The sequence below is a fragment of the Arthrobacter sp. PGP41 genome (assembly GCF_002953935.1).
Lineage (GTDB): Bacteria > Actinomycetota > Actinomycetes > Actinomycetales > Micrococcaceae > Arthrobacter.
In genome coordinates this window covers 2,120,175-2,144,116 of sequence record NZ_CP026514.1, presented here as the reverse complement: position 1 = coordinate 2,144,116, position 23,942 = coordinate 2,120,175, and the positions used below count along the sequence as shown (strand labels likewise).

Sequence of the window (23,942 nt, the reverse complement as noted above, 5' to 3'; positions counted from 1 at the left end):
CTTTTAACGCCAACGGGCCCCCGCGTTTGCGGGGGCCCGTTGTGTCAGCCCGGAAAAGTCCGGGCCAGTGGCAATTAGTTGCCGGTCAGCTTCTCGCGCAGGGCGGCGAGAGCCTCGTCGGATGCAAGCGTGCCTGCACCGGCGTTGGACTCAGCAGCCGGCTCCGAGGAGTAGCTGGTGGTGCCGGAGTCGCTCTCACCGGACGTTGCAGCTGCAGCGTCATCGGCAGCGTGCTGGGCAACCTGCTTCTTGTGTGCTTCCCAGCGGGTCTGGGCGTCAGCGTACTGCTGCTCCCAGGCGGCGCGCTGGGTCTCGTAGCCTTCAAGCCACTCGTTGGACTCGGGATCGAAGCCCTCCGGGTACTTGTAGTTGCCCTCTTCGTCGTACTCTGCGGCCATGCCGTACAGAGCCGGATCGAATTCGGTGCTGTCGGCGTCAACGCCCTCGTTGGCCTGCTTGAGGGACAGCGAGATGCGGCGGCGTTCCAGGTCGATGTCGATGACCTTGACGAACAGCTCGTCCCCAACGGAAACAACCTGCTCGGCCAGCTCCACGTGGCGCACGGCCAGCTCGGAGATGTGGACCAGGCCTTCGATGCCGTCTTCGACGCGGACGAACGCACCGAACGGAACCAGCTTGGTGACCTTACCCGGAACAACCTGGCCGAGGGCGTGGGTGCGGGCGAAGGTCTGCCACGGGTCTTCCTGCGTAGCCTTGAGCGACAGGGAAACGCGCTCGCGGTCCAGGTCCACCTCGAGAACCTCGACGGTGACTTCCTGGCCAACCTCGACAACCTCGGACGGGTGGTCGATGTGCTTCCAGGACAGCTCGGAAACGTGAACCAGGCCGTCTACGCCGCCCAGGTCCACGAAGGCACCGAAGTTGACGATGGAGGAAACGACGCCGGGACGGACCTGGCCCTTTTCCAGCTTGTTGAGGAACGTGGAGCGGACCTCGGACTGGGTCTGCTCGAGCCATGCACGGCGGGACAGCACAACGTTGTTGCGGTTCTTGTCCAGCTCGATGATCTTGGCTTCGATCTGCTGGCCGATGTACGGAGCCAGGTCGCGCACACGGCGCATCTCGACGAGGGATGCGGGCAGGAAGCCGCGCAGGCCGATGTCGAGGATAAGACCACCCTTGACGACCTCGATGACGGTACCGGTGACAACACCGTCTTCTTCCTTGACCTTCTCGATGTCGCCCCAGGCACGCTCGTACTGAGCGCGCTTCTTGGAGAGGATCAGGCGGCCTTCTTTGTCTTCCTTGGTGAGCACCAGGGCTTCGACCTGATCGCCAACGGAGACAACGTCTCCGGGATCAACGTCGTGCTTGATGGACAGCTCGCGGGAGGGGATGACACCTTCGGTCTTGTAACCGATGTCGAGCAGGACTTCATCGCGGTCGACCTTGACGACGGTACCTTCGACGAGGTCTCCGTCGTTGAAGTACTTGATGGTCGCGTCGACTGCTGCGAGGAAGTCCTCAGCGGTACCGATGTCGTTAATGGCGACTACGGGGGTACCGGGCTTCTCGGTGGAGGTGATGGTCATGTAGTAGGGGCTCCGTTGTGGATAGTTAGTCGGTCAGGCAAACCACCGCGCCCGCGTTATGGAACGCAGGCGCGATTTGCGGTGAATCCGACGGATCCTCCGGGTCATCCTGATTTTGTGGATTGCTGAGAATATTGAACTGCAAATACGTGCACGTAGTACACGCCCGTTTATTCTAGTCGCTGCCCGCAACACGGGTCAAAAGCGCCGAGGCAGGGCACTCCCGTGGCGCGTTCGCCCGGACACGACCTCGTGCCGGCAGTGACCTTAGAAGTGGGTAAGGCAATGCGTAGCCCGCTCGACGGCGAACATCTGCCCGGCCTTCAGCGCGGAGCCTGCCGTATGCTCCCGGACTTTGCCCGCTGCTGCCAGTGTGACCGGACTGACCCCGCCGACGTAGATGGAGGACAGGGCGGAGACGTCCAGGGTCAGGTCCGCCTCCGCGGTCTCCGGCATGCGCTCGACGGCGGCCTGGCCGCCATCGGCGTAAAGAGCGTAGGTACCGGCCGTGAGGCCGAGCGGGTCCAGGACTTTCAGCGCCAGGCGGCCTTCTGTTGGGTAGTGCCGCCCGGCCAGCGCCTTGGGGACATCGAGGATGCGCAGCCAGAGCATGTCCCGGCTGTCCGAGGACTCGATGCAGCGGGGATCGTCCAGGGCCCAGGCCAGGGGGTCGTCCAACGGGGCTTCCGTCCAGGACACGCGTTCCACCAGATCAATGGCGCCGAGGAACTGCCAGAGTTCCAGGTACGCATCGTTGCTGCCGGCCACCAGGTCCACCACTTCCACGGTGTAGGGCTCGCTGTCCCAGCCGAGGAACTTGTAGGAGACGTAGCCGTCGACGGTCCCGGCGGGCCCGTAATGGAGCGCCACCTTGATGGCGGGGTCCTCCTTGCCGTCGCGGCCGAGCGAGCCCGACGCAAGCTGCCGGTACCAGTCCTGCCGCCCTACGGACCCCGGGGTCAGCCGGTGCACCCGGTCGAAGACTTCCGGAGCCAGCTGCAGCAATGCCTTGGGATCGGCGACCTCCACGGTGCCGGTTGCCTCATGCCGGAGGCTGAACCGCGCCGTGGTGTCCACCTTGGCTTTGCGTTCAAAGCTGGCCACACCGTAGCCGAACCGGCCATAAATGGTTCCCTCTGACGCGGTAAGCGCCGCCACCGCCACCCCGGCGTCCTTCGCGAGCTGCAGGTCCTCGCTCATCATCCGCCGCAGCAGCCCGCGCCGCCGGTGCGAGGTGCGGACGGTGACAGCGGTGACCAGGTGGGCTTCCACCAGGCGTCCGAAGCCCACATTGAGGGTATTGCGCATGGTTCCGAAGGTGGCCACCGGCACGTCCGCGGGCAACGACGACGGCGCTACCGGGCCCGTTTGGTAGGCGCCGGTGAGCACCCGCCGGTCGGCCTCATACGTTTCCAGCGTTCTGGCGACGTGTTCCGGCGTCCGGGTCGATTCGTGGAAGCCGAACGATACGGCGCGGCTCCAGGTTTCCGCCTCGGCGTAACCGTCCTTGCCCTTGGACACAGCATCAAAGCGCCGGATTTCATAGTTTCCACTCAGATCAGCCACGCACCTGAGCCTAGCCAAGGTCCCCGGCGCCTGGCCAGCATCGACACAAGCTAGTGGCCGGCGTCGTACCAGCTGGGGCCGACGCCGATCTGGACCTCCAGCGGTACGCTCAGGTCCGCGGCGGCAGCCATCTGCTCGGTAACCAGCTTCTCCACGGCCCCGCGCTCACCGGCTGCCACTTCCAGGACCAGTTCGTCATGGACCTGGAGCAGCATCCGCGATTTCAGCCCTTGGGCTTTCAGCTCGGCATGAACTCCCAGCATGGCGCGCTTGATGATGTCCGCGGCCGAGCCCTGGATGGGACTGTTCAGGGCGATGCGTTCGGCGTTCTCCCGGAGTTGCCTGTCCGTGCTGGTGAGGTCCGGCAGGTAGCGCCGGCGTCCCTCGATGGTTGCCGTGTAGCCGTCAACGCGGGCCTGGTCCACCACGCCGCGGAGGTAGTCACGGACAGCGCCGAACCGGTCGAAATAGTCTTTCATGAGGGTCCGGGCCTCATCGACGGAGATTTCCAGCTGCTTGGACAGCCCGAACGACGTGAGGCCATAGGCCAGGCCGTAGGACATCGCCTTAACCTTGGAGCGCATGGCGCTGGTGACCTCTTCGGTGGGCACATGGAAGATGTTCGAGCCGACGAACCGGTGCAGGTCCTCGCCGTCCCTGTAGGCCTGGATCAGGCCCTGGTCACCGGACAGGTGGGCCATGATACGCATTTCGATCTGCGAGTAATCGGCGGACAACAAGCACTCGTAGCCCTCCCCCACCACGAAGATCCCGCGGACCCGCCGGCCTTCCTCGCTGCGGATGGGGATGTTCTGCAGGTTCGGGTTGTTGGAGGAGATCCGGCCCGTGGCTGCCACATTCTGTGCGTACGTGGTGTGGATGCGGCCGTCCTCGGCCACGGACTTCTTCAGGGATTCAAGCATCTGGCTCAGCTTGGCGGCCTCCCGGTGCGCCATCAGCTGCACCAGGAACTCGTGCCCCGTCTTTTCCAGCAGGTTCTTCAAAGATGCGGCGTCCGTCGTGTAGCCCGACTTGATCTTCTTGGTCTTGGGCAGCTGGAGTTCGTCGAACAGGACAGCCTGGAGCTGCTTGGGAGAGCCCAGGTTGACCTCGTGCCCGATCGCCGCGAAAGCTTGCTCCTGCGCCTGGTCGATTACCCGGGCCAGATCGGCGATCTGGTCATCCATGCGCGCCATATCAATGGCAATGCCGGCCAGTTCCATGTCCGCCAGGACCCGGCTGACCGGCAGCTCCAGCGTGGACAGGAGCTGCTCGGCCCGGCGTTCCTTCAGTTCAGACTCGAAGTAGCTGCTGAGGGCAAGGACGACGGCGGCCGCCTGGACCAGTGCGTCGGCTGCGGCGTCGTCCTCGCCGTCGAAGGAGAGCTCCAGCTGGCCTGCCTTGGCCGTCGCGGCAGGGATCCCCACGTTGAGGTGGTGCTGGGCAAGCTCCGCGAGTTCGTAGGTGCGCCGGTCCGGCTGGATGAGGTAGCCGGAGATGGAGGTGTCATCCACCACGCCTTCCAGCTCCAGTCCACGGGACGTCAGGGCCTTCAGCGCGGCCTTGAAGCCGTGCAGGACCTTCGGCGATTCCGGATCGCGCAGCCAGCCGGCCAGGACGTTCTCCGACTCCGCGTCCTGGTTTGCGAGGTCGATATAGGCGGCAGCGCCTTCCCGGACAACGGCCAGCGCCGCGGCGTCCTCACCGATGCGGCCGGGGACAAGGTCGACGGCGACGGCGGAGCGCTGCCCGGCGCCGGCGTCCAGGAACGCTGACAGCTCGGCGGCATTTGCCGGCACGACGTACTCCGGCGTGTCGATGCTTTCCCGTTCCGCAGCAGGCTTGTCCTCGTCGCCGTAGAGCGCAAAGAGACGGCTGCGGATGGTCTTGAACTCAAGCTTGTCGAACAGGTCCTCCAGGGCTGCCTGGTCGGGCCGCGGCTGGTACAGGTCGTCCAGCGTGACGGGAAGCTCGAGGTCCGTGTGCAGCTGGTTCAGGCGGCGGTTCCGCTTGACGGCGTCGACGTTTTCCCGCAGCGCATCGCCCACCTTCCCGCCAATCGCATCGAGGTGCTCCAGGACGCCGTCGAGCCCGCCGTAAAGGTTGATCCATTTCGCGGCTGTCTTGGGCCCGACGCCGGGCACGCCCGGGAGGTTGTCCGCTGTTTCGCCTACCAGCGCAGCCAGATCCGAATACCGGCCGGGGCTGACGAAGTACTTCGCCTCGATGGCGGCGGCATCCATCCGCGGAATGTCGCTGACGCCTTTCCTGGGGTACAGCACAAAAACGTTATCGGTGATGAGCTGGAACGCGTCGCGGTCCCCCGAGACCAGCAGCACTTCGTACCCTGCTTTTTCTCCCATGGCGGCGAGGGTGGCAAGAATGTCATCTGCCTCGTAGCCGGGCATTGTGATGGTCTTGATGCCCCAGGCCTTCATGACCTGCGCGATGAGGTCGATCTGGTTGTTCATCTCCCGCGGGGTCTCGTTCCGGCCACCCTTGTATTCGCTGTACTCCATCTTGCGGTGGGTGGATTCGTCCGACACGTCGAACGCCACGGCTATGTGGGTGGGCTGCTGCTCCTTGATGAGGTTGATCAGCATGGAGGTGAATCCGTGAATCGCGTTGGTGTGCTGCCCGTTCGTCGTTGAGAACTTGTCCGCAGGCAGCGCAAAAAACGCGCGGAAGGCCATGGAGTGTCCATCCAGCACCAAAAGGCGCGGCTGTCCCGTCATGGCCACCACCGGGGCTGCCGTCGCTGAAACAGAGCCACCGGCCTGTGCCCGGGCCTTGTCCAGGCCTGTGCCTTCCCCACCTGCTGCGTCCTCAAGGGAGGTGGAACCCTGCGGCGCTTTGTCCTCCTGCAGGGTTTGGGACGGGAAAGGGGCCGGTTTGGTTGTTTCACTCACAGGTGCCAGCCTAGTTGCCATGATGGACAATTTCACGCCCGGCCCTTTCGCCGGGGAGCTTGCCGCCGCCGGAATCCCTGAGCACCTGCACGGTTGGCTGGGCCGGTTCGGGATCGGCGCCCTGGTGGTGAAAATGGGTATTCACTTCCTGGAAATGACTCCCGAGCGGAGCGTTGCCACCATGCCCGTGGAAGGCAACACCCAGGTTGCGGGCATCCTGCATGGCGGCGCCCACGTGGTGCTGGCGGAAACCCTTGGTTCGTTCGCCGCGGGGATGCACGCGGGACCGGAACGCCACGCCGTCGGCATCGAGGTGAATGCCACGCATCACCGCTCCATCGCGGCGGGTACCGTAACTGGAACGTGCACCGCCATCCATCTGGGCAGGACCCTGGCTACCCACGAAATTGTGATTACGGACGGGCAGGGCCGCCGGCTGTCCACCGCCCGCATCACGAACATGATCCGGGACAACGCCCCGGCCCGGCCGGCGTAGCGCGGGTCCCTTCCTTACCCCGGTACTCAACTGGTGCTCATACCCCGCGCTCTAGCCCGCGGTTAAATGTCACACCCTCCCGCGATGCTATTGGTATGGGGAAAGCGGCGGTGGTGAAGGCGTTTGAGGACATCACTGCCGCTCTTGCCGTGCTCAATGCGGAGGCGGATGGGTGCGGTTCCGAACCGTTCTCGGCTGCTGATCCCTTGGCCGGGCTGGCCGATGGCTGCTTGGACATCCTTGCCGGGGCCGCCAGCGTCCAGGCCCGAATCGCTGGATTGGTGGCCAACGCTGCAGGGACATACGCCAATACTGGACGGGCGGCCGCTCCTCCGGGCATGCCCGCCCAGGCGCTCGAAATGTCTATCGCCGCGGAGATCAGCTGTGTCATGGCCATCGGTTCCCGGGCTGCGGGTTCATTCCTGGCGGCAGCCCACGCCCTGACCAAGGAGTTGCCGCTGACACTCTCGGCGCTGCAGGCCGGGACGATCTCGTGGCAGCACGCCACAGTCATGGTGGACGAGGCCGCCACCCTTGACCCCGCCGGGGCAGCCGCCCTGGAAGCCCACTTCCTGGACCCGGACACACCAAGACCAGCCACGGCCGCCCCGATCGGCGAGATGCCCGCCTACCGGTTCAAGGCCAGGGCACGGACCTGGCGGGAACGCCACCACGCCGACTCCATCGAAAAACGCCACGCCAGGGGTATGGCTGACCGGCGGGTCGAATACCGGCCCGACCAGGACGGCATGGCCTGGCTCGCCGCCTACCTGCCCGCGGACCAGGCGTCCGCGGTCTGGAACCGGCTCACCGCCATCTCCCGGGGGATGCAGGGACCGGACGAGGCCCGCACCCTCACCCAGCTCCGGGCCGACACCTTCACCGAAGCGGTCCTCAACGCAGGGCTCCTCACCAGCGGCAACACCAGCGGAGGCAGCGGGACCGCCTCGCCCCGGGCCGAGGTCCTGGTCACCGTGCCCGTGTTCTCCCTGCTGGGCCTCACCGGGGAACCGGCCATGCTGGACGGGTACGGGCCCATCCCGGCGTCCATGGCCCGGGACCTCGTCGCCGGCGGTGCGAACTCCTTCTACCGGGTGCTGGTGGACCCGCGGGACGGGGCGCCGCTGGAAATCGGCCGTACCAGCTACCGGGTGAGCAAGGCGATGCGGAACTGGCTCAGGCTAAGGGACGGCAAATGCCCCTTCCCGGGCTGCAGCAACAACTCCCTCGACAACGAGGCCGACCACCTCCTCGCCTGGCACAACGGCGGCACCACCGGGGTATCGAACCTCGGCCAGCCCTGCCCGAAACACCACAAACTCCGGCACACCAGCGGCTGGAAACCCACCCCGGCAACGAAAACCGAACCACCCGGCTGGACCTCACCCACCGGCCGGCACTACAAAAGCGAACACCAGGACTGGGAACCACCACGCTGGCCCCAACAATCAGGGTCCGTGACTAGCGAATCAGAAGCCGTGACCGGCAGACCGCCGGACTATGCCTACGCAGGGCTGTCCCCCGGAGAAGAAGCCATGGAGCGGTTCCTGCACGCCCGCGGGGGATAAACGTTGGTTGGGCTTCCGCTCAGGAGCCGGCACTTCCGTTCAGCCGGTAGCGCAGCTCCACGATTCCCCTGCCCATGGTGCGGGAGGCCACCAACTTGAGCGGCGGCGTCGGGCCCGCCAGCGGAAGCAGCCGCTTGCCGTCACCCAGCACCACCGGAATGACGGAGAGGATAAGTTCGTCGAGCAATCCGGCCGAGGCGAACTGGGCGGCGAGGTTCCCGCCGCCCACCACCCAGATGTTCTTGCCGCCTGCGGCCCGTTCGAAGTCCGCGAGGAACTCGGTGACTTCGCCGCGGACGAAGGTGATGTTGGACCCTGCCGGAGCTGAGTACTCATGCCGGGTGAAGACATAAGAGGGTGTGTCCGGGTAAGGCCACTTCCCCGGCTCGTGCTCCAGGAGCCAGGCGTAGGTTGCGCCGCCCATGACGACGCAGCCAACATCCGCCATGAACGTCTCGTAGCTTTCCTTGCCGCCCTCAAAACCGTCGAACTGCAGGAGCCAGCCAAGGTCATCAGTGGGCGTGGCAATAAAACCGTCCAGGGACGCGGCAACGAAGTACTGGAAGCGTGGCATGGAGCAAGCCTAGCCAACGGCATCAGCGCCTGCCAGAGGCGGGGTCAGCCGGAAAAGTACGGAATGATGAGGTACAGCCCGAAGAGCACTGCCAGGCCGCACAGGCCGAAGCAGACGTACGCGAAGGCCCGCTTGGTGCCCGGTGACACCTGCTGCGGGTCACCGGCGATGGCCGTCAGCCTGACGCCCAGGGAATAGAGGACCACCACAGTCACAGCAGCCGCCAGCGTGGCACCGGCTACGGTCAGCAGTTCCAACCACTTCATCGTTGGGCATCCTTCGTGTCGACGGCTTCGGCTTCCGCCTGGGTGCCGGCTTGGGCTTCGTTATCGGGCTGGGCGGTTGGCCTGGTCTGGATGTTCGCCATGGGCTGGGTGTTTGCCTTGGCCCTGGCGCGCGCGTGGGCACGTGCCAGGGCCTTCTTCTTGGCAAAACGCACGGCCTGTCCGGCCTCTTCCACCTCGATGGCATTGTGATGGCCGACGGCGGATTTGCGTGAGTAGAAGAACATCAGCAGCACGGCTGCGGTGCCGGCAACGGCGGCGATCAAAACGCCAACCACGCCCGTCTTGACGAGCAGGGCGGTCAACGCCCCCACAATACCGGCGGCGGGGAGGGTGAAGAGCCAGCCCAGTGCGATCTTACCCACCATGCTCCAGCGCACGCTGGTTCCCTTGCGGCCCATGCCGGAGCCGATGACGGAACCGGACGCAACCTGGGTGGTGGAGAGCGCAAAGCCGAGGTGTGAGGACGCAAGGATGGCGGACGCCGTGCTGGTCTCGGCTGCGAAGCCCTGGGCGGGCTTAACCTCGGTGAGACCGGCCCCCATAGTGCGGATGATGCGCCACCCGCCAGCGTACGTGCCGACGGCGATGGCCAGGGCGCAGGCCGCGATGACCCAGAACTGGGGGCCTGAACCGGCGTCCTGGGTTCCGGCGGCAATCAGGACCAGCGTGATGATGCCCATGGTCTTTTGGGCGTCGTTGGTGCCGTGGGCCAGTGCAACCAGGCTGGACGTGAAGATCTGGCCGGTCCGGAAGCCGCCGCGCTTCTGGGTGAGCTTGCTCCCGGTTTCGGGGTCGTGGCGCGAGGTCAGCGCGTAGGCGAGGCGCGTGCAGATGTAGGCAACGACGCCGGCAATAAGCGGTGCGAAGATCGCCGGGAGGATGACCTTCTGGAGGAGGCCTTCAAGGTTGATGGAGTTAAAGCCGATGCCGGCAATGGCGGCACCGATGAGCCCGCCGAACAAGGCATGTGAAGAACTCGAGGGAAGGCCCTTGAGCCAGGTGATCATGTTCCAAAGGATTGCACCCATCAGGCCGGCAAAGATGATGTCCGGCGTGATCTGGACGCCGTCCGATCCCTCACGGATGATTCCGCCGGAGACCGTTTTGGCCACCTCCGTGGAAAGGAATGCACCCACGAGGTTCAGGATGGCTGCGAGCGTCACCGCGGTTTTTGGCTTGATGGCGCCGGTTGCGATGGGCGTGGCCATGGCATTCGCGGTGTCGTGGAAGCCGTTAGTGAAATCGAAAAATAGTGCCAGTGCGATGACCAGCGCCACCATGAAGGTGATATCCACCTGTTGCCCAATCTGCAGAGTCGACGTCCAGCAGTTTCTTTTCCCCGGCTGCGTTACCCAGGTTATTCACCAGCTGTTCGCTTGGAATGACTTGCGGCGTTAACCAGGCCGGCGTGAAACCTTATCGATCGTACGCGTACCCAACATCAGGTCAAAAACAACGGCTGTCCGAGGAACGACCGTATCCGCTCAAGTTCTGGGGGCGAGATGCCGCGTCTCGGGTCGGGGGAAACGGCCAGGATGCGCCGGCCGAGGAGCCTGATCCAGGACTGGGCATCCGCCTCGAAGGCCAGCTGGTCATCGATCCAAGCGACGCCCCCAGGGCTGGCGGCTTCCACGTCATCCTGGATTGCACGAAGCTTCCACCAGCCTTTCCCCGAGCCTGTCCCGGCTGAAGTCAGGTAGGGCCACCGTGCCCCGTCCAGGCCGATGGCCGGGCAGAGGTACTGCGGGGCAAGTTCTTCCCAGCTGGTGAGCCAGACGCAGCGCACCCCCGGCATCGCGGCAATGCCGTTCAGCCCGTCCACGAGTTCCGGCGCATAGGCCACGGGCAGGAGGCCCGCATCGGCGTACTTCCAGCCGGATCGCCAAGAGCTGGCTCCGTCTGGCCCGAACGGACAGACGACGCCGTCGACGTCGAGATAGAGCGTGCGGGTCATGCCGGGCCGAACCGCGAACCTAGCGCTGCCGGAAGCCCGGTTGCGGGGCGGTGGCGAGCCGCCCATGGTCCGGGCCGCTGAATCTGACGACTGACTGCACGCCTACATCCTCGCACCGGCCTCCGTTGTCCTCAAGGAGCCCGCGCTCCCTGATGGCATTCCCGGCCACGCGGCAGCGCCAGGTAAGGAAGAGCCGCCTAGTGTGCTCCCGCTGCACCCGCGGGGTTGTTGACGTTGACCAGCCAGGCCACGCCGAACCGGTCGGTGCACATCCCGAAGATGTCACCCCAGGGCGCCTGCTCCATTGGAACGGTCACCGTTCCGCCGTCGCCGCTGAGCTTCTCGTAGTAGCCGCGCAGTTCCGCTTCATCGTCACCGCTGAGGGAGATCGAGATGGATGCTCCCGGCGTGTACCCCATGCTGTTCGGTGTGTCCGCCCCCATCAGCACCATCCCCTGGGTTGTGGTCAGCATGCCGTGCATGATCTTGTCCGATTCGGCCGGATCGTCGCTGGCCTGGAATTCCCCGAAAGTGCTGAGGGACAGCTCACCGCCGAAGACGGCCTGGTAGAAGGTCATCGCCTCGCGCGCGTTGTCGCGGAAGCTGATGTAGGGGTTGAGGGTGGTCGGCATGGCGGATCTCCTTGAGTGGGGACGGAACATGGTGGAACCAGACAACATCCTGCCTCAAACGAAGGGCGGGTGGTAGGGGATGCCGGACGGTGGTGCGCAAGGCCGTGCCGGGCCGTAGGCTCAGGGGCATGGCCAGATACTTTGACGTGCACCCCCAGGACCCCCAGCCCCGCGCCATCACCCAGGCAGTCAAGATAGTGCTCGACGGCGGGCTGATCGCCTATCCCACGGACTCCTGCTACGCGCTGGGCGCGCAGATAGGCAACAGGGACGCCCTGGACCGGATTAAGAGCATCCGCCGGCTGGACGACAAGCACCACTTCACGCTGGTCTGCCGTGACTTCGCCCAGTTGGGCCAGTTCGTGCACATCGGCAACGATGTCTTCCGCAGCATCAAGGCCGTCACCCCGGGCGGCTACACCTTCATCCTGCCGGCCACCAAGGAGGTTCCGAAGCGCCTGCTGCATCCGAAGAAGAAGACGGTTGGCGTCAGGATTCCGGACAACCGGGTGGTACAGGCACTGCTCGCGGAGCTCGGTGAGCCGTTGCTTTCGAGCACCCTGCTGCTCCCCGACGAGGAGGATCCACTGACTCAGGGGTGGGAGATCAAGGAGCGCCTGGACCACCAGGTGGACGCCGTGATCGACGCGGGCGACTGCGGATCGGAACCCACCACGGTGGTGGACTTTTCCAGCGGCGTGGCAGAGGTTGTCCGGCGCGGCACCGGGGATCCGTCCCGCTTCGAATAGCTGCTGCGAAAGCGCGCTTGGGTAAGGACGTGGGCGACGACGGGTGTCGCCTTCCCCTTCCGGCTACTCCTGCTTGCGCGCCCGGCTTGGCTGCACCCTGGGCGGCTCGCCCGGCATCTTGGGGTAGTCGGGCGGGAAGGGAAGCTCGCCCAGGCCGGCCTTGAGGTCACGCTCCCACCACTCGAGGAGCCTGTCGATGGTTCCGGGGTTCCTGCCCATGTCCGCCCAGGGGTCGCCGAGCGTCTTGAGCCGGTCCGGGACTGTGAGGATGGTGAAGTTCTTCGGATCCACGCTTTCCAGTTCGTCCCAAGTGATCGGGCAGGACACCGGGGCGTGGGGCAGCGGCCGTGGGCTGTAGGCGCCGGCGATGGTGCGGTCCCGGTTGGCTTGGTTGAAGTCCACGAATACCCGCTCGCCGCGTTCTTCCTTCCACCAGGCGGTGGTGACCTTTTCCGGCATCCGGCGCTCGAGTTCCCGCGCCGCGGCGATGACTCCATGCCGGACGTCCAGGAATTCCCTGGTGGGCTCAACGGGCGCATAAACATGCAGCCCGCGGTTCCCTGAGGTCTTGATGAAGCAGTCAAGGCCCGCCTCAGCCAGGACCTCCTTCAACGCCAGCGCGGCAGGGATGGCGTCGTCGAAATCGGTTCCCGGCTGCGGGTCGAGGTCGATGCGCAGCTGGTCGGGATTGTCCGTGTTTTCCGCGCGGGAGGGCCAGGGGTGGAAAACGATGGTGTTCATCTGCACCGCCCATACAGCTGCTGCTGGTTCGTCGAGGATCAGCATGGGATGGGAGCGCGCGCTCGGAAAAACCACGTTGGTGGACCGGACGAACGCCGGTGCGCCCTTCGGCGGGTTCTTGGAGAAGAACATCTCGCCCTCGATGTTGCCCGAGAACCTTTGCAGGGCCACGGGCCTGCCGCCGTTGGCAGCGATGAACGCATCCCCAACGTCGCAGATGTACTGCGCGAGGTCGAGTTTGGTGATTCCAGGCTCAGGCCAGATGACCCTGCCGGGGCTGGAAATGCGCATCTCCCGCTCGCCGTTCGGACCCTGGACTGTGAGGGTGGTCTGTTCGCTCGCCATGGGGACAACGTACACCCCGGCAACAGGAGCCCGGCAGATTTGGGCGGCCGGTCCGGCATGATGGACACATGCCAGCTTCTGAAACCACCCTCAGCATCCCGGTGGGTGACGTCACGGTCTCCGGCGCCTACGCGCGCCCTGACAGCCCGTCCGCGACCGTGGTGGTGGCGCACGGTGCCGGTGCGGGCATGGAGCATCCCTTCCTGTGCGGGTTCACCGACGCCCTGAACGCCCTTGGCCTCGCCACCCTACGTTTCAACTTCCCCTACCGGGAGGCCGGCAGGAAGTTCCCGGACCGCCCGCCCACGGCGATCGCAGCCTGGCGGGCAGCCATGGCGGCAGCGGCAGGCCAGGCGGCGGAACACGGCGGCGCCGGCCCGATGTGGGCGGCAGGCAAGTCCTTCGGCGGACGGATGGCCTCGATGGCCGTGGCGGACGGGATGGAGGCTGCAGGACTGGTCTACCTGGGATATCCCCTGCATCCGCCGGGAAAGCCCGAGAAAGTCCGGGATGAACACCTCTACGGCATCACTTCACCCATGCTGTTCCTGCAGGGCAGCCGGGACACGTTCGCCACTCCCGGCATCCTCGAGGACGTGGTGCGCCGGATAGGACCCTCAGCTGTCCTGCAGTGGGTGGAAGGCGGCGACCATTCGTTTGCGGTGGCCGGCGTGAAGCGGTCAGCCACGGAAGTGGGCGCGTCCCTTGCGGAGCAGGTGGCTGGCTTCATCCGCGCGCCCGGCTGATCGGAAGCGCCGTTTTGATCGGGGCCGCTGCACGGAACCAGGCGGCCAGGGTGTCCGGCTGTCAGGCGGCTTCCTCGTGCCACCAGCCTTCCCAGGCTGCAGAACTGAGCTGGCCTTCAGGGAATTCGGTTTGTCCGCTGCCGCCGCCGTGTGACCGGCTGTCATCACTGCGCCGGCCGTCGAGCAAGAGGTTGAGGCTGTTGAAGAGAAACATCTTTACGTCCTTCCGTTTCCTGTTGAGGACAACACTGTCCAAGTGGAAACGAGCCTATGCGGTGCATGTTTCAGGGCGTCGACTGTAAGTAACAGGCGTGTATCGGAGATCTCACGCGGGGCCGTGCGCCCGGGTAGGCGAACGCGGCAGCCTGCTATTTCCGCTGCTTGGTCCGTGCGGTGGCCGGTGCGGTCCAGGGATCTTCCGGCCAGGGATGCCTGGGATAGCGCCCCCTCATCTCGGCGCGGACCTGTGCGTAGGGTCCGGACCAGAAAGATGTCAGGTCGTCGGTGACGGCGAGTGGCCGCCGGGCCGGTGACAACAGATGGAACAGGACCGGTACCCGGCCATGGACCAGGCGGGGCGTCGCCGCCAGCCCGAAGCACTCCTGGAGTTTGACGGCAACCACGGGCCGTTCCGTCCCCGCTGTGGATTCCGGATACTCAATCCGCACCCTGGAGCCGCTGGGGACTTCCAGCCATTCCGGGGCGAGCTCGTCCATCCCGGCCGCCTCCGGCCAGGGAAGCAGCCGCCGGAGCGGCCCGGCGAGGTCTATGGTGCTGGCGTCCGCGCCCCCTGCAAGCGCCTCGAGCTCGGATCCCAGCCAGTCCTGCAGCCGGGCAAGGAGCCCCGCCTCCGACACGTCCGGCCACGGGCCGCCCAGCTCGCGGTGCAGGAAGGCGAGCCTGCTGCGCAAGGATACTGCCGGCGTCGACCATTTGAGGGCGGAAAGCCCTTCCTTCTCCAGCACTGCTGCTACCGCGGCCCTGCCCTCCGCGGGCGAGGGACGCACCGGAGTGGAGGCGAGCCCAATAGCGCCCAATCGCCGGACCCTCCGGGCGGTAACCCGGCCCTGCGTGAAGGCGGCCTCAACGATTTCAGCCAGAAGGTGTGACGCAGCAGCCTCGGCAAGGCTGGCCGAGAGCGGAGCCGCGGCGCGGATCACGGCTCCGGTGCCGGCGGAGTCCCTGCCTTCGGCGCGGGACACCTCAGCAACGGCCAGCCATTCGTGCCCTGCCAGGCTGCTTCCGGCCGGCAACCCGGCCCGGCTCCCGGATGACAGCAGGTAGCGCTCCGGCCCGCCGCCAGGGACCCTGCGTGCCACACGGTCGGGAAAAGCAAGGGCGACGACGGCGCCCACCACCTCAGCACCGCCAGCGAGGGCAGGAAGCGCGGGAGCTTCGGACAGCGGGCCCGCCTGGCCGGCCAGCGCCTCGAGGCGGCGGCTCTCCTCCGCCCAACGCCGCCCGGCCGGCCCGCCGTCACTGCGCAGCCGGGACATGAGCCGCACCAGGTCAGCGCCCGGAGCGCGGCCATCACCCGCCACGGCGGCCACCACCTCCGCCGCCGCCTTGGGGCCGGCGGCAGCCGCGCCGTCGAGCAGGGCACGGCCCAGCCGCGGATCGGCGGGAATGCCGGCAAGTATCCTGCCCGCGCCCGTGGCCTGGCCGCTGCCGGACACTGCCCCGAGCTCCGCCAGGACTTCCATCGCATCATCCATGGCCTGCTGCGGCGGCACGTCAGGCAGCGGAAGGCCCTTCCCCCGGGGGGACCCCCAGCACGCCAGCAACAGGGCGGCGCCCGTCAGGTCCGCCACGTTGATTTCGGGGGTCACATGGGCCGGTGCGGCGCCAAAGGCTTGCTGGCTGTAGCAGCGGACAACGGTCCCCGGCCCCTGGCGGGCAGCCCGCCCGGCACGCTGTTCCGCAGAGGCTCGGGAGCAGGACACCGTGACCAGTCCGTTCATCCCCCGCCCGGCGTCACGCCGCGGCTCACGGGCAAGCCCTGAATCAACAACCAGCCGGACGCCGGGGACGGTCAGCGAAGACTCGGCTAGGTCTGTCGAGACGATGATCCTGGCGGTGTCGCCCGGCCCGCGGCCGGAGACTGCGCGGTCCTGCTCGGCGGCCCCTGCCTGGCCGTGGAGTTCCAGCACGTCGATCCCTGGGCCAACCAGGCCGCGGAGCCTCGCCGCCACCTGGGAAACCTCCCTCGCCCCGGGCAGGAAGACCAGTGCGTCGGTGCCGCCGTCTTGTGCCAGCACACGCCGGTGGGCTTCCGCGGCCGTCCCTGCCACGAATTCCAGGAACGCGGGCGCCACTCCCCTCCCGTCCAGCCTGGCGGCAGGGGCCGGCCGCCACTCTAGGTCCAAGGGATGGAGCACGGAGGGGCAGTCGACGACGGGAGCCGGCCCGCCGCCGTCGTGATCACCCAGCAGGGCGGCAAAACGGGGTGCGTCGAGGGTGGCGGACATTGCGACGACGGCCAGGTCGCCGCGCAGCTGGCGGACCTCAGCGAGCATGCCGACGAGCAGATCCGTTTCCAGCCCGCGTTCGTGGACCTCGTCCAGGACCACCGCGCCCGCCGTGGGGAGGTCCGGAGCGGCCAGCAGGCGGCGCAGCAGGATGCCGGGCGTGACGAACTCGATGAGGGTTTCGGGTCCTGCCTGGCGTTCGCCCCGGACGGTGTACCCGATGCGGGTTCCCAACCGGCTGCCGTCCAGGGCTGAAAGCCTGCGGGCGGCGGCACGGGCGGCGACGCGGCGCGGCTGGGTGACCACCACCCGGCCCGGCTGGCTGGTGGCGGCTGCAAGTAGGTTGGCGAGGAGCGGCGGCACCAGTGTGGTCTTGCCTGTTCCCGGCGGTGCCTGCACTACTGCTGCTCCTCCGGCACCCGCTCTTCCTCCGGCAACGCCGTCGCCCAGGGCTTCAGCCAAGGCCGCAAGCGAGTCAGCAAAGGGTAGACCGGCGCCGATGGCCGCCAGGTCGAAGGCTTTGCCGGCTGGCGGCGCCTTCCGGCCTCTCGGAGAAGTCATCACTCCATTTTGCCCGGAATTTCGCTACTGCCGGGACGGAAGCGTGGCCGGACACCGGGATTAAGGCTTTCCCGTCCCCTTTGCCTTGCCCTTGGAATCCTTGGCGGCATCAGGCAGTTCCGGTCCCTGGGGTGCCGATTCGGGCGCAGGGGCGGCGGCGGGCTCTTCCGGTTGGGGCGGGACGGGCTGTGACTGCGCACCGGAGGCGTCCGCCGTGGGGGGCTCGGCTGCCACTGCAGCCGCCTTGGCTGTGGAAGCCGCGGCGGCCTGGGCTTCAATGTGGCGGCTGATCTCGGCCCGGACCGCCGTCAGCGCAGCTTCGATATCGCGGTACCTGGACGCTGACACCAAGCCCCCTCCGGCGGCAGATTCCAGGTCCTTTTCGAGCGCATCCAACGCAGCAAGGGCGCCGTCCAGCCTGTTCTCTGCGGCGGCCTGGCTCACGTTGAGCACGCGGATCTGCAAGCCCTGAAGGGTCGCCTCCTCCGAGCCGGACCCGCGAAGACCAGAGGAAACAAAGAATGCTCCGGCCGCCAGGGCGGCGGCTGCAATAGTTGCGGCGAGTGCGCCCCAAACCCTCCGCCATCGGGGCACCGGGATAGCCCCGCCCGTGTGTCGGGGCCCTGGAACCTCAGGCGGCATGCCTGCCCCGCAGCGGCACGACGGCGGCCGGCCTGGGACGCAGGACCGTCACGGCAGTGGTTTCGATGTTTGCTGCAGGGACAGCCGCTTTTACTGGCCGGGCCGCGGCAGGTGCCTCTCCCGGAACCGCTGCCACGAATACCGGCGTTGTCCGCGGGGCCTTCAGGAGAACCCGGCGCGCGGCCGCGCGAAGCAGCGCGGCGAGCAACTGGCCCAGTCCCAGGCCCAGGAGCAGATGACCTGCGAGGTGCTGGCCGCCATGGCCTGCAGCACCGAAAGGCGCGCTGGCGGCCAGCGCCGCTCCGGCAGCGGCCACCAGGGACCAGATGGCACCACCAATAACTGCACTCATGTTTTCGACCTGCTCCCGCTTCTCCGACTAATCAGCAAGCTTACTAGTATTGGTCAGCAAGCTTACTACCTGTTTTGGACTACGCAAGCGGGACGCAAGGGGCAGTGTGCGGTTTGGTGCGTTGAGGGAGCGCCGGAAAAGGAACTGCAGGGAAGGCTGCCGCTTCGCCACAACGCGCTGTCGCAGCCTTCCTTTGCTGCAGTCCCTACTGCCGCAGGTCGAGGGCCGCCAAAAGCCGCCGGACCGAGCCGCCCAGGTTCCACTCGGTGGCAAGGCGTTCCAGTTCGGTGCGCGGCTCCCCCGAAACGGGGCTTAGCTTGGCGCCAGCCTGTTCGGGGCTCGGCAGGTCCAGGTCCCGCACGAGCCTGACGACAGCGGGGGCAACCGAGAGGTAGCCCGCGGCGGCGGCCAACCTGGCCCGCACCGGGGCGGACAGTCCGCTGCCGGAATGTCCGGCCGCTTCCAGCAGCCCCTCCAGGGTGCCGTGCTTGAGCAGCAGCGACGCTGCCGTCTTTTCGCCGATACCTGCGACGCCCGGCAACCCGTCCGAGGCGTCGCCGCGCAATGTGGCGTAGTCGGCATACTGCTGGGGCAGCACACGGTACTTGGCCACCACCACTTCTTCGGTGATGACTTCGAGGTTCTTCATGCCGCGGGCAGTGTAGATCACCCGGACCTGCCGTTCGTCGTCGCAGACCTGGAAGAGGTCGCGGTCTCCGGTCACCACATCCACTGGCAGGTCCGCGTGGCTCGCGTAGGTGCCCACGACGTCGTCGGCCTCGTGGTCAGGCGCGCCTACAATGGCGATGCCGGCAAGCTCAAGCACCCGGCGGATCATCGGAAGCTGTGCCTCAAGCGCATCCGGAACCACCTCGACGTCCGGTGCGCCGGCGACGGCCTCCGCCACCCGGTGGGCCTTGTACGTGGGGAGAAGGTCTACCCTCCATTGCGGGCGCCAGTCATCGTCCCAGCAGGCGATCAGGTGCGTTGCCTGATAATCAGTGGTCAGCCGCGCAATCATGTCCAGCAGTCCCCGGACGGCGTTGACTGGCGTGCCGTCCCCCCGCCGGATCGTATCCGGCATTCCGTAGAAGGCGCGGAAGTACAGCGAGGCAGTGTCCAGCAGCATCAGGCGGTCAGGCATACCCCGATCCTCACATGGATCAGCCCTGCGGGGCCATCAACTCCGGCCCATGATTCCGCGGTTCTCCATGTCCGGCGTCCAGGACCGGGCACCCGCCGCGTCCCGCTAGGAAGCCCAGTCGGAGTCGCCGAACGCGCGCCCCCGGAAGTGCGCACGCAGGTACTCCCCCACCACCGCGGCTCCAAGGTCCCCGGCCTCCGGTGCCACCACGCGGCCGTCCACCCGGCGCACCAGGCGCTGCACGAACCGTTCCAGGCTGGGGTCGTTGCCCAACCTGAAAAACGTGGCCTGGGTGCCGGCGCGGCCCAGCCGGTCCAGTTCCGCCACCGTCACCCGGATGGTTTCCGGGTCCGGCGGCCAGCAAAACCACGGCTCGCCTTCCGCAAGCAGGTGGGCGGTGGGCTCGCCGTCGGTCACCACCAGGAGGACGGGCTGCATGGAGGGGTGCTTGCGGAAGAATCGGCCGGCCAGCAGCAGTCCGTGGTGCAGGTTTGTTCCTTGTTCACGCCGGGGCGGCATGGCGGTGAGCTCGCCGATGTCCATTGCCTGGGCATGGCGGCCGAACGTGATCAGCTCCAGCCTGTCCCCGCGGAAGCGCGTAGACACGAGGTGGTGCAGCGCCAGGGCAGCACGCTTCATGGGCACCCACCGCCCCTCGGCGGCCATTGAGAATGAAACGTCCACAAGGAGGACGACGGCGGCCTGGGTGCGGGCCTCTGTCTCGCTCACCTCGATGTCCGCGGGGGTGAGGCGGAGTCCGGCGCCCGGGGTTCCGCCGTCGGCCGCGGTTCGGCTGATCGCGTTGGTCAGCGTTCGCGTGACATCCCAGGGCTCGGCGTCCCCGAACTCCCATTGGCGGCTGGAGCCGGTCTGCTCGCCTGCAGCTCCCGCCATGCGGGTGTCCCTGCGCCCCTGCCTGCCGGACAGCTGTTTCGCGGTGTCCCGCAGGAGGGACTTCCCGAGCCGTCGCATGGCCTGCGGCGAAAGCCGGAGGTCCCCGTCCGCGCCCCGCCGCAGGTATCCGCCGTCCTGCATGGCCCGCTCGATCGCCGCCAGGGTACGGGCGGTAACGGCGGCATTGTGCCCAAGCTGGCGGGCCAGGGCATCCAGGTCCAGGTCGCCGAGGGTTGATCCGTTATAGGACTGTGAAAGCTGCTCGGCAAGTTCGTCCAGTTCCGCGATGTCCTGCAGGACCCCGGTGCCGTCGCCGAGGCCCAGCCCCTCCTGCCCGTCAAACCGCTCCGACCCGGTCCAGTCCTCTCCGGGACGCAGTGCCCGCAGGGTGTCGTCGAGCTGGTCGAGCTGGGCCCTCAGTTCCGGCGATCCGAAAGCCTGCGCGGACAGGCGCATCAGCTCCTCCCGCTGCTCGGGCGACATGGACTGCAAAAGACGCTGGGCCGCCGCTGCACGCTTGGCCAGTGCGTCAATCAGTTCCTCGACGGACTGCGGGTTTTCCGGGAAGTGGTGGCCGTGCTGCGCCATGAACTGCTGGAAGTCATCCTCCGTGTCCTGCCCGCGGCGGTGCTTGTCCAGCAGTTCGTTCAGGTCCCGGAGCATGCCGCTGACGGCTGCCCGGTCCTCTTCCGTGGCGTTCTCAAGCGCCTGCTTCATGCCCGCGAAGCGCTGGTCCAGCACCTCCCGGCCCAGCAGGTCCTTGATGCGCTCGTAGGCTTCCCTGGCGGCGCCGGACTGCCAGTCATAGGAAGCGAGCTCGTTGACCGCCGCTGCGGTGGATTGGGGCAGGTTCCGGAGCTGCATCTCCCGGAAGACGCGGTCCGTGTTGTCCATCATCGCGTCGCGGGCGAGCTGCTTGCGTTCCTCCAGTACGGCGCTATCCAGGAGCTTCCTGACCTCGCTGAGGGTTCCGTCCAGCCGGTGCCGGCCGAGCAGTTCACTGCGGCGTTGCTGGACGCGCCGGCCGAGGTCGTCCAGGCCTTCCCGGCTCCGGCCGCCGCGCCTGAGGAACTCCTGCAGGGCGTGGCGGGGTGAGTAGCCTGCCATCACGTCTTCGGCGACGGCGTCCAGCGCCTCCGCAAGGTCAACGGGCGGAGCAAGCGGGTCGGGCCCGCCGGTGTACCGGCCGTACCGGGCGGAGTGGTGATGGATGTCCATGGTGCCCTAGCCGTAGACCGTTTCCTCGTCGTCCGACTCCTTGGAGATCCGGCGGGCAAGGTAGAGGCCTTCCAGGGCGAGTTCAATCGCTGCGGCGCGCTCGCCCTTTGTCTTTGCGCCGAGGCGGGTGCCGATTTCGTCGTAAAGGCCTGATCCATTCAGGGACGGCAGGTTCCCGAGGAACTCCTGCGCGGTGACGTGCTCTCCGGTGGTGACGGTAGTGTGCCCGTCGAGCGCTGCCACGAGCGGGCCGAGATCGAGGCCCTGGAAGTGGGCGCGCACCGCCTCGGCAGTGGCTGTGCGCAGGAGGTGGTCAAGGACGGCTTGCTCGCGGCCTTCCTCCCCCGATTCGAACTCGATCTTGCCGGTAAGGACTTCCACCGCTGTCCCCAGATCCACTATCCGGGCCACGGCCTCGGCCTCGCCCCGGACACTGGCCCGGCGGAGCGCTGCAGCAGCCACTGTTTCGGCGCCCGCGATGGCGAACCGCGCCGAAACCCCTGAAGTCTGGTTGATCGCCGGGGACTGCCGCAAGGCGCGGGTGTAGCGGGCCAGGATCTCCAGGATGACCGGCGGGACGTTGGCCACCAGCTGCCCCTCCTGCCGGATGACGGCCACCTCGTCGTCGAGCTCTATCGGGTAGTGCGTCCGGATCTCGGCGCCGAAGCGGTCCTTCAGCGGCGTGATGATCCGGCCCCGGTTGGTGTAGTCCTCCGGATTGGCGGACGCCACCACCAGCACGTCCAGCGGCAGGCGGAGCACGTAGCCCCGGATCTGGATGTCGCGCTCCTCCATCACGTTCAGCATGGACACCTGGATCCGCTCCGCAAGGTCCGGCAGTTCGTTAATGGCGATGATGCCCCGGTTGGAACGCGGAACCAGGCCGTAATGGATGGTCTCCGGATCCCCCAGGCGGCGGCCCTCGGCCACGCGCATCGGGTCCACGTCGCCGATCAGGTCAGCGACGGACGTGTCCGGCGTGGCCAGCTTCTCCACATACCGCTCGGAGCGGTGGCGCCACGCCACCCGCAGCCGGTCACCCTCGGTGAGGGCGAGGGCGCGGTAGTGCTCGGTGATGGGCTCGAAGGGGTGTTCGTTCAGTTCCGAGCCCTCGATGACTGGCGACCATTCATCCAGCAGCCCGGCCAAGGTGCGGAGGAGGCGGGTCTTGCCCTGCCCGCGCTCGCCGAGCAGCACCACGTCATGCCCGGCAATCAGGGCGCGCTCCAGCTGGGGAATGACGGTCCGGCTGAACCCGTACAAACCCGGCCAGGGATCCCTCCCGGCGGCGAGCGCGGCGAGGAGGTTGTCTCGGATTTCCTGGCGGAGGTCCTTGCGGGCGTGGCCGGCGGCACGCAGCTCGCCAACTGTGAAGATATCGGGACGATCAGTCACCCCTCCACGGTAGCCCCCTCCCGTGCCGTGAATCGAGGACTTTCGCCAAACACCCGTTCCACGGCGGCTGCCCTGTCCGAGCGGGGCGTGGCGCGGGCCCGCCTGGTGTCGGAACGCCCTGCGGAGCCCTTTGGAGCCAGGGAGACGGCGGAACCCACCGCATCACGCCCGGGCCTTTCCGTGATCCACGAGGACGGGCTGGTCGAGTGCGATTTCGGCGAGTGGACCGGCGCGGCGCTCCCGTGGCCGCTGGTTTGGGCCCCGCGTTTTACCCGGGCACGCAGGTACTGTCCCACAAGCGGAGCGCGCGGAGGCACCGCAGGGTGGTCGTGCGGCTGGTGCCTGTCCTCCTTGGCTGGCAGTTCCACCCGCCGTCGGGAAGGTGTTCCCGGAGCAGCCAGGACAGTGCCGCTTCCAGCCTACGACGGCGGCGGTAAGTGCGGCGGTTCAGCCGGCGTCGGTGGGGGCGGCACGGTGATCCACCGCAGCCGTGAGCTGGTCGATACGTTCGAGCGCCGAGGTAAGCTGTTCCACTGCCGACCACAGCGCCGGGTGCTGTTCCCTGACCTGGTCCAGCGTGGCACCGGCAGACCTCAGTGTGGCGAGGTCGAAACTGACGTTCGTACGTGCCCCCGCAACCGCTGCCCTTAAAGCGCCGAATCCGACGACGACATCGGCGATGAGCGCCGGGTTCCCGTTGGAGGCCAGCCAGCCAAGGTCATCGATGGCAGCAACGGCCCTTTCGCCCAGCACGGCCGAGGCCTTGGCGGCGTCCACGGAGGCCCGGTGTATCGCCCGGTCCCGTTCCGGGCCCCTTTCGAGCCGGAAGGCGGCGCCGAACGCTTCGGAGGCGGCAGCATCGTCGTCGGCCAACTTGAGGGCATCCGCCCGAAGGGCGCCGGCCCGCTCGTGGAGGGCGGCGAGTTCCGCCCCCTGGTGCTCTTTGGGTTCCGTATAGCCGGCGACCATTGACGCCAGCGACGCTGCAATGGCCAGCATCACTCCCGTCCCTGCCCCTCCGCCGGGCGAGCCTTTAGACTCCGCCAGGGCGCGCGTCCACTGTTCAACGGTTGAATGCCGGGTGGTCACAGCAGCCGAATCAGTCATGCCATCAAGTGTGCCCCGTCCCAGGCAGGTACGTCGCCGCC

At 67.1% G+C, this 23,942-nt stretch carries 21 protein-coding genes; 4 read left to right on the top strand and 17 right to left on the bottom strand.

Annotated features, from left to right (window positions below):
* Positions 1 to 74: 74 nt before the first annotated feature.
* From rpsA to polA, 3 genes are all read right to left on the bottom strand, one after another.
* Positions 75 to 1,553: a 30S ribosomal protein S1 gene (gene rpsA, locus C3B78_RS09720; protein WP_104997886.1), complete on the bottom strand. Its 1,479-nt coding sequence runs from the start codon at positions 1,551 to 1,553 to the stop codon at positions 75 to 77.
* A 267-nt stretch (positions 1,554 to 1,820) separates the two neighbouring features.
* Entirely contained in the window at positions 1,821 to 3,119 is a 1,299-nt protein-coding gene (locus C3B78_RS09715) for a GNAT family N-acetyltransferase (protein WP_104997885.1), read from the bottom strand.
* A 50-nt stretch (positions 3,120 to 3,169) separates the two neighbouring features.
* Positions 3,170 to 5,854, bottom strand: a complete 2,685-nt coding sequence (gene polA, locus C3B78_RS09710) for a DNA polymerase I (protein WP_104999729.1) — start codon at positions 5,852 to 5,854, stop codon at positions 3,170 to 3,172.
* 193 nt (positions 5,855 to 6,047) lie between these two features.
* Here polA and C3B78_RS09705 point away from each other — a divergent pair, with 193 nt between their 5' ends.
* Both C3B78_RS09705 and C3B78_RS09700 read left to right on the top strand, forming a co-directional pair.
* Positions 6,048 to 6,524, top strand: coding sequence for a PaaI family thioesterase (locus C3B78_RS09705; protein WP_104997884.1), 477 nt, complete (start codon positions 6,048 to 6,050; stop codon positions 6,522 to 6,524).
* 95 nt (positions 6,525 to 6,619) lie between these two features.
* Positions 6,620 to 8,092: an HNH endonuclease signature motif containing protein gene (locus C3B78_RS09700; protein ID WP_104997883.1), complete on the top strand. Its 1,473-nt coding sequence runs from the start codon at positions 6,620 to 6,622 to the stop codon at positions 8,090 to 8,092.
* A 19-nt stretch (positions 8,093 to 8,111) separates the two neighbouring features.
* Here C3B78_RS09700 and C3B78_RS09695 read toward each other — a convergent pair whose 3' ends face one another.
* The 5 genes from C3B78_RS09695 to C3B78_RS09675 all read right to left on the bottom strand — a co-directional run bounded on the left by C3B78_RS09695 (position 8,112) and on the right by C3B78_RS09675 (position 11,539).
* Entirely contained in the window at positions 8,112 to 8,666 is a 555-nt protein-coding gene (locus tag C3B78_RS09695) for a dihydrofolate reductase family protein (protein ID WP_104997882.1), read from the bottom strand.
* A gap of 44 nt (positions 8,667 to 8,710) precedes the next feature.
* Positions 8,711 to 8,932: a hypothetical protein gene (locus C3B78_RS09690; protein WP_104997881.1), complete on the bottom strand. Its 222-nt coding sequence runs from the start codon at positions 8,930 to 8,932 to the stop codon at positions 8,711 to 8,713.
* Positions 8,929 to 10,248, bottom strand: a complete 1,320-nt coding sequence (locus C3B78_RS09685) for an inorganic phosphate transporter (RefSeq protein WP_104997880.1) — start codon at positions 10,246 to 10,248, stop codon at positions 8,929 to 8,931. Before C3B78_RS09685 ends, C3B78_RS09690 begins: the two co-directional genes overlap by 4 nt.
* Positions 10,249 to 10,394: 146 nt before the next feature.
* On the bottom strand, positions 10,395 to 10,907 hold the full coding sequence (locus C3B78_RS09680; protein WP_104997879.1) for an HAD domain-containing protein: 513 nt from the start codon (positions 10,905 to 10,907) through the stop codon (positions 10,395 to 10,397).
* A 197-nt stretch (positions 10,908 to 11,104) separates the two neighbouring features.
* Complete coding sequence (locus C3B78_RS09675; protein WP_104997878.1) at positions 11,105 to 11,539, bottom strand: VOC family protein; 435 nt, start codon at positions 11,537 to 11,539, stop codon at positions 11,105 to 11,107.
* A 128-nt stretch (positions 11,540 to 11,667) separates the two neighbouring features.
* Here C3B78_RS09675 and C3B78_RS09670 point away from each other — a divergent pair, with 128 nt between their 5' ends.
* Positions 11,668 to 12,288, top strand: coding sequence for an L-threonylcarbamoyladenylate synthase (locus C3B78_RS09670; protein ID WP_104997877.1), 621 nt, complete (start codon positions 11,668 to 11,670; stop codon positions 12,286 to 12,288).
* Between the two features lie 63 nt (positions 12,289 to 12,351).
* Here C3B78_RS09670 and ligD read toward each other — a convergent pair whose 3' ends face one another.
* The gene (ligD, locus tag C3B78_RS09665) at positions 12,352 to 13,374 is read right to left on the bottom strand and encodes a non-homologous end-joining DNA ligase (RefSeq protein WP_104999728.1); all 1,023 of its coding nucleotides are present in this window, start codon (positions 13,372 to 13,374) and stop codon (positions 12,352 to 12,354) included.
* A gap of 68 nt (positions 13,375 to 13,442) precedes the next feature.
* Between ligD and C3B78_RS09660 the strand changes: the two genes are divergently transcribed.
* Positions 13,443 to 14,120 carry an alpha/beta hydrolase family protein gene (locus tag C3B78_RS09660; protein ID WP_104997876.1) on the top strand — a complete coding sequence of 226 codons (678 nt, stop codon included), beginning with the start codon at positions 13,443 to 13,445 and terminating at the stop codon, positions 14,118 to 14,120.
* Between the two features lie 61 nt (positions 14,121 to 14,181).
* Here C3B78_RS09660 and C3B78_RS19855 read toward each other — a convergent pair whose 3' ends face one another.
* From C3B78_RS19855 to C3B78_RS09620, 8 genes are all read right to left on the bottom strand, one after another.
* Positions 14,182 to 14,334 carry a hypothetical protein gene (locus tag C3B78_RS19855; protein WP_199775375.1) on the bottom strand — a complete coding sequence of 51 codons (153 nt, stop codon included), beginning with the start codon at positions 14,332 to 14,334 and terminating at the stop codon, positions 14,182 to 14,184.
* Positions 14,335 to 14,488: 154 nt separating this feature from the next.
* The gene (hrpB, locus tag C3B78_RS09655; RefSeq protein WP_104997875.1) at positions 14,489 to 17,149 is read right to left on the bottom strand and encodes an ATP-dependent helicase HrpB; all 2,661 of its coding nucleotides are present in this window, start codon (positions 17,147 to 17,149) and stop codon (positions 14,489 to 14,491) included.
* Between the two features lie 60 nt (positions 17,150 to 17,209).
* Entirely contained in the window at positions 17,210 to 17,614 is a 405-nt protein-coding gene (locus C3B78_RS09650; RefSeq protein WP_104997874.1) for a hypothetical protein, read from the bottom strand.
* Between the two features lie 166 nt (positions 17,615 to 17,780).
* The gene (locus C3B78_RS09645; RefSeq protein WP_104997873.1) at positions 17,781 to 18,143 is read right to left on the bottom strand and encodes a hypothetical protein; all 363 of its coding nucleotides are present in this window, start codon (positions 18,141 to 18,143) and stop codon (positions 17,781 to 17,783) included.
* A 205-nt stretch (positions 18,144 to 18,348) separates the two neighbouring features.
* Positions 18,349 to 19,287 (bottom strand): 5'-3' exonuclease, encoded by a 939-nt coding sequence (locus C3B78_RS09640; protein ID WP_104997872.1) that lies wholly within the window; start codon positions 19,285 to 19,287, stop codon positions 18,349 to 18,351.
* 105 nt (positions 19,288 to 19,392) lie between these two features.
* Positions 19,393 to 21,399 carry a vWA domain-containing protein gene (locus tag C3B78_RS09635; protein ID WP_104997871.1) on the bottom strand — a complete coding sequence of 669 codons (2,007 nt, stop codon included), beginning with the start codon at positions 21,397 to 21,399 and terminating at the stop codon, positions 19,393 to 19,395.
* 6 nt (positions 21,400 to 21,405) lie between these two features.
* Positions 21,406 to 22,794, bottom strand: coding sequence for a sigma 54-interacting transcriptional regulator (locus C3B78_RS09630; protein ID WP_104997870.1), 1,389 nt, complete (start codon positions 22,792 to 22,794; stop codon positions 21,406 to 21,408).
* A 447-nt stretch (positions 22,795 to 23,241) separates the two neighbouring features.
* Positions 23,242 to 23,901 (bottom strand): cyclodeaminase/cyclohydrolase family protein, encoded by a 660-nt coding sequence (locus C3B78_RS09620; RefSeq protein ID WP_104997869.1) that lies wholly within the window; start codon positions 23,899 to 23,901, stop codon positions 23,242 to 23,244.
* Positions 23,902 to 23,942 lie beyond the last annotated feature (41 nt).

Coding starts and splice junctions, on each gene's coding strand:
- C3B78_RS09635 (WP_104997871.1), bottom strand. CDS start 21,399: ATGGACATCCATCACCACTCCGCCCGGTACGGCCGGTACACCGGCGGG.
- C3B78_RS09700 (WP_104997883.1), top strand. CDS start 6,620: ATGGGGAAAGCGGCGGTGGTGAAGGCGTTTGAGGACATCACTGCCGCT.
- C3B78_RS09670 (WP_104997877.1), top strand. CDS start 11,668: ATGGCCAGATACTTTGACGTGCACCCCCAGGACCCCCAGCCCCGCGCC.
- rpsA (WP_104997886.1), bottom strand. CDS start 1,553: ATGACCATCACCTCCACCGAGAAGCCCGGTACCCCCGTAGTCGCCATT.
- C3B78_RS09690 (WP_104997881.1), bottom strand. CDS start 8,932: ATGAAGTGGTTGGAACTGCTGACCGTAGCCGGTGCCACGCTGGCGGCT.
- C3B78_RS09660 (WP_104997876.1), top strand. CDS start 13,443: ATGCCAGCTTCTGAAACCACCCTCAGCATCCCGGTGGGTGACGTCACG.
- hrpB (WP_104997875.1), bottom strand. CDS start 17,149: ATGACTTCTCCGAGAGGCCGGAAGGCGCCGCCAGCCGGCAAAGCCTTC.
- ligD (WP_104999728.1), bottom strand. CDS start 13,374: ATGGCGAGCGAACAGACCACCCTCACAGTCCAGGGTCCGAACGGCGAG.
- C3B78_RS09695 (WP_104997882.1), bottom strand. CDS start 8,666: ATGCCACGCTTCCAGTACTTCGTTGCCGCGTCCCTGGACGGTTTTATT.
- C3B78_RS19855 (WP_199775375.1), bottom strand. CDS start 14,334: ATGTTTCTCTTCAACAGCCTCAACCTCTTGCTCGACGGCCGGCGCAGT.
- C3B78_RS09675 (WP_104997878.1), bottom strand. CDS start 11,539: ATGCCGACCACCCTCAACCCCTACATCAGCTTCCGCGACAACGCGCGC.
- C3B78_RS09705 (WP_104997884.1), top strand. CDS start 6,048: ATGATGGACAATTTCACGCCCGGCCCTTTCGCCGGGGAGCTTGCCGCC.
- C3B78_RS09680 (WP_104997879.1), bottom strand. CDS start 10,907: ATGACCCGCACGCTCTATCTCGACGTCGACGGCGTCGTCTGTCCGTTC.
- C3B78_RS09645 (WP_104997873.1), bottom strand. CDS start 18,143: ATGAGTGCAGTTATTGGTGGTGCCATCTGGTCCCTGGTGGCCGCTGCC.
- C3B78_RS09620 (WP_104997869.1), bottom strand. CDS start 23,901: ATGACTGATTCGGCTGCTGTGACCACCCGGCATTCAACCGTTGAACAG.
- polA (WP_104999729.1), bottom strand. CDS start 5,854: ATGACGGGACAGCCGCGCCTTTTGGTGCTGGATGGACACTCCATGGCC.
- C3B78_RS09640 (WP_104997872.1), bottom strand. CDS start 19,287: ATGCCTGACCGCCTGATGCTGCTGGACACTGCCTCGCTGTACTTCCGC.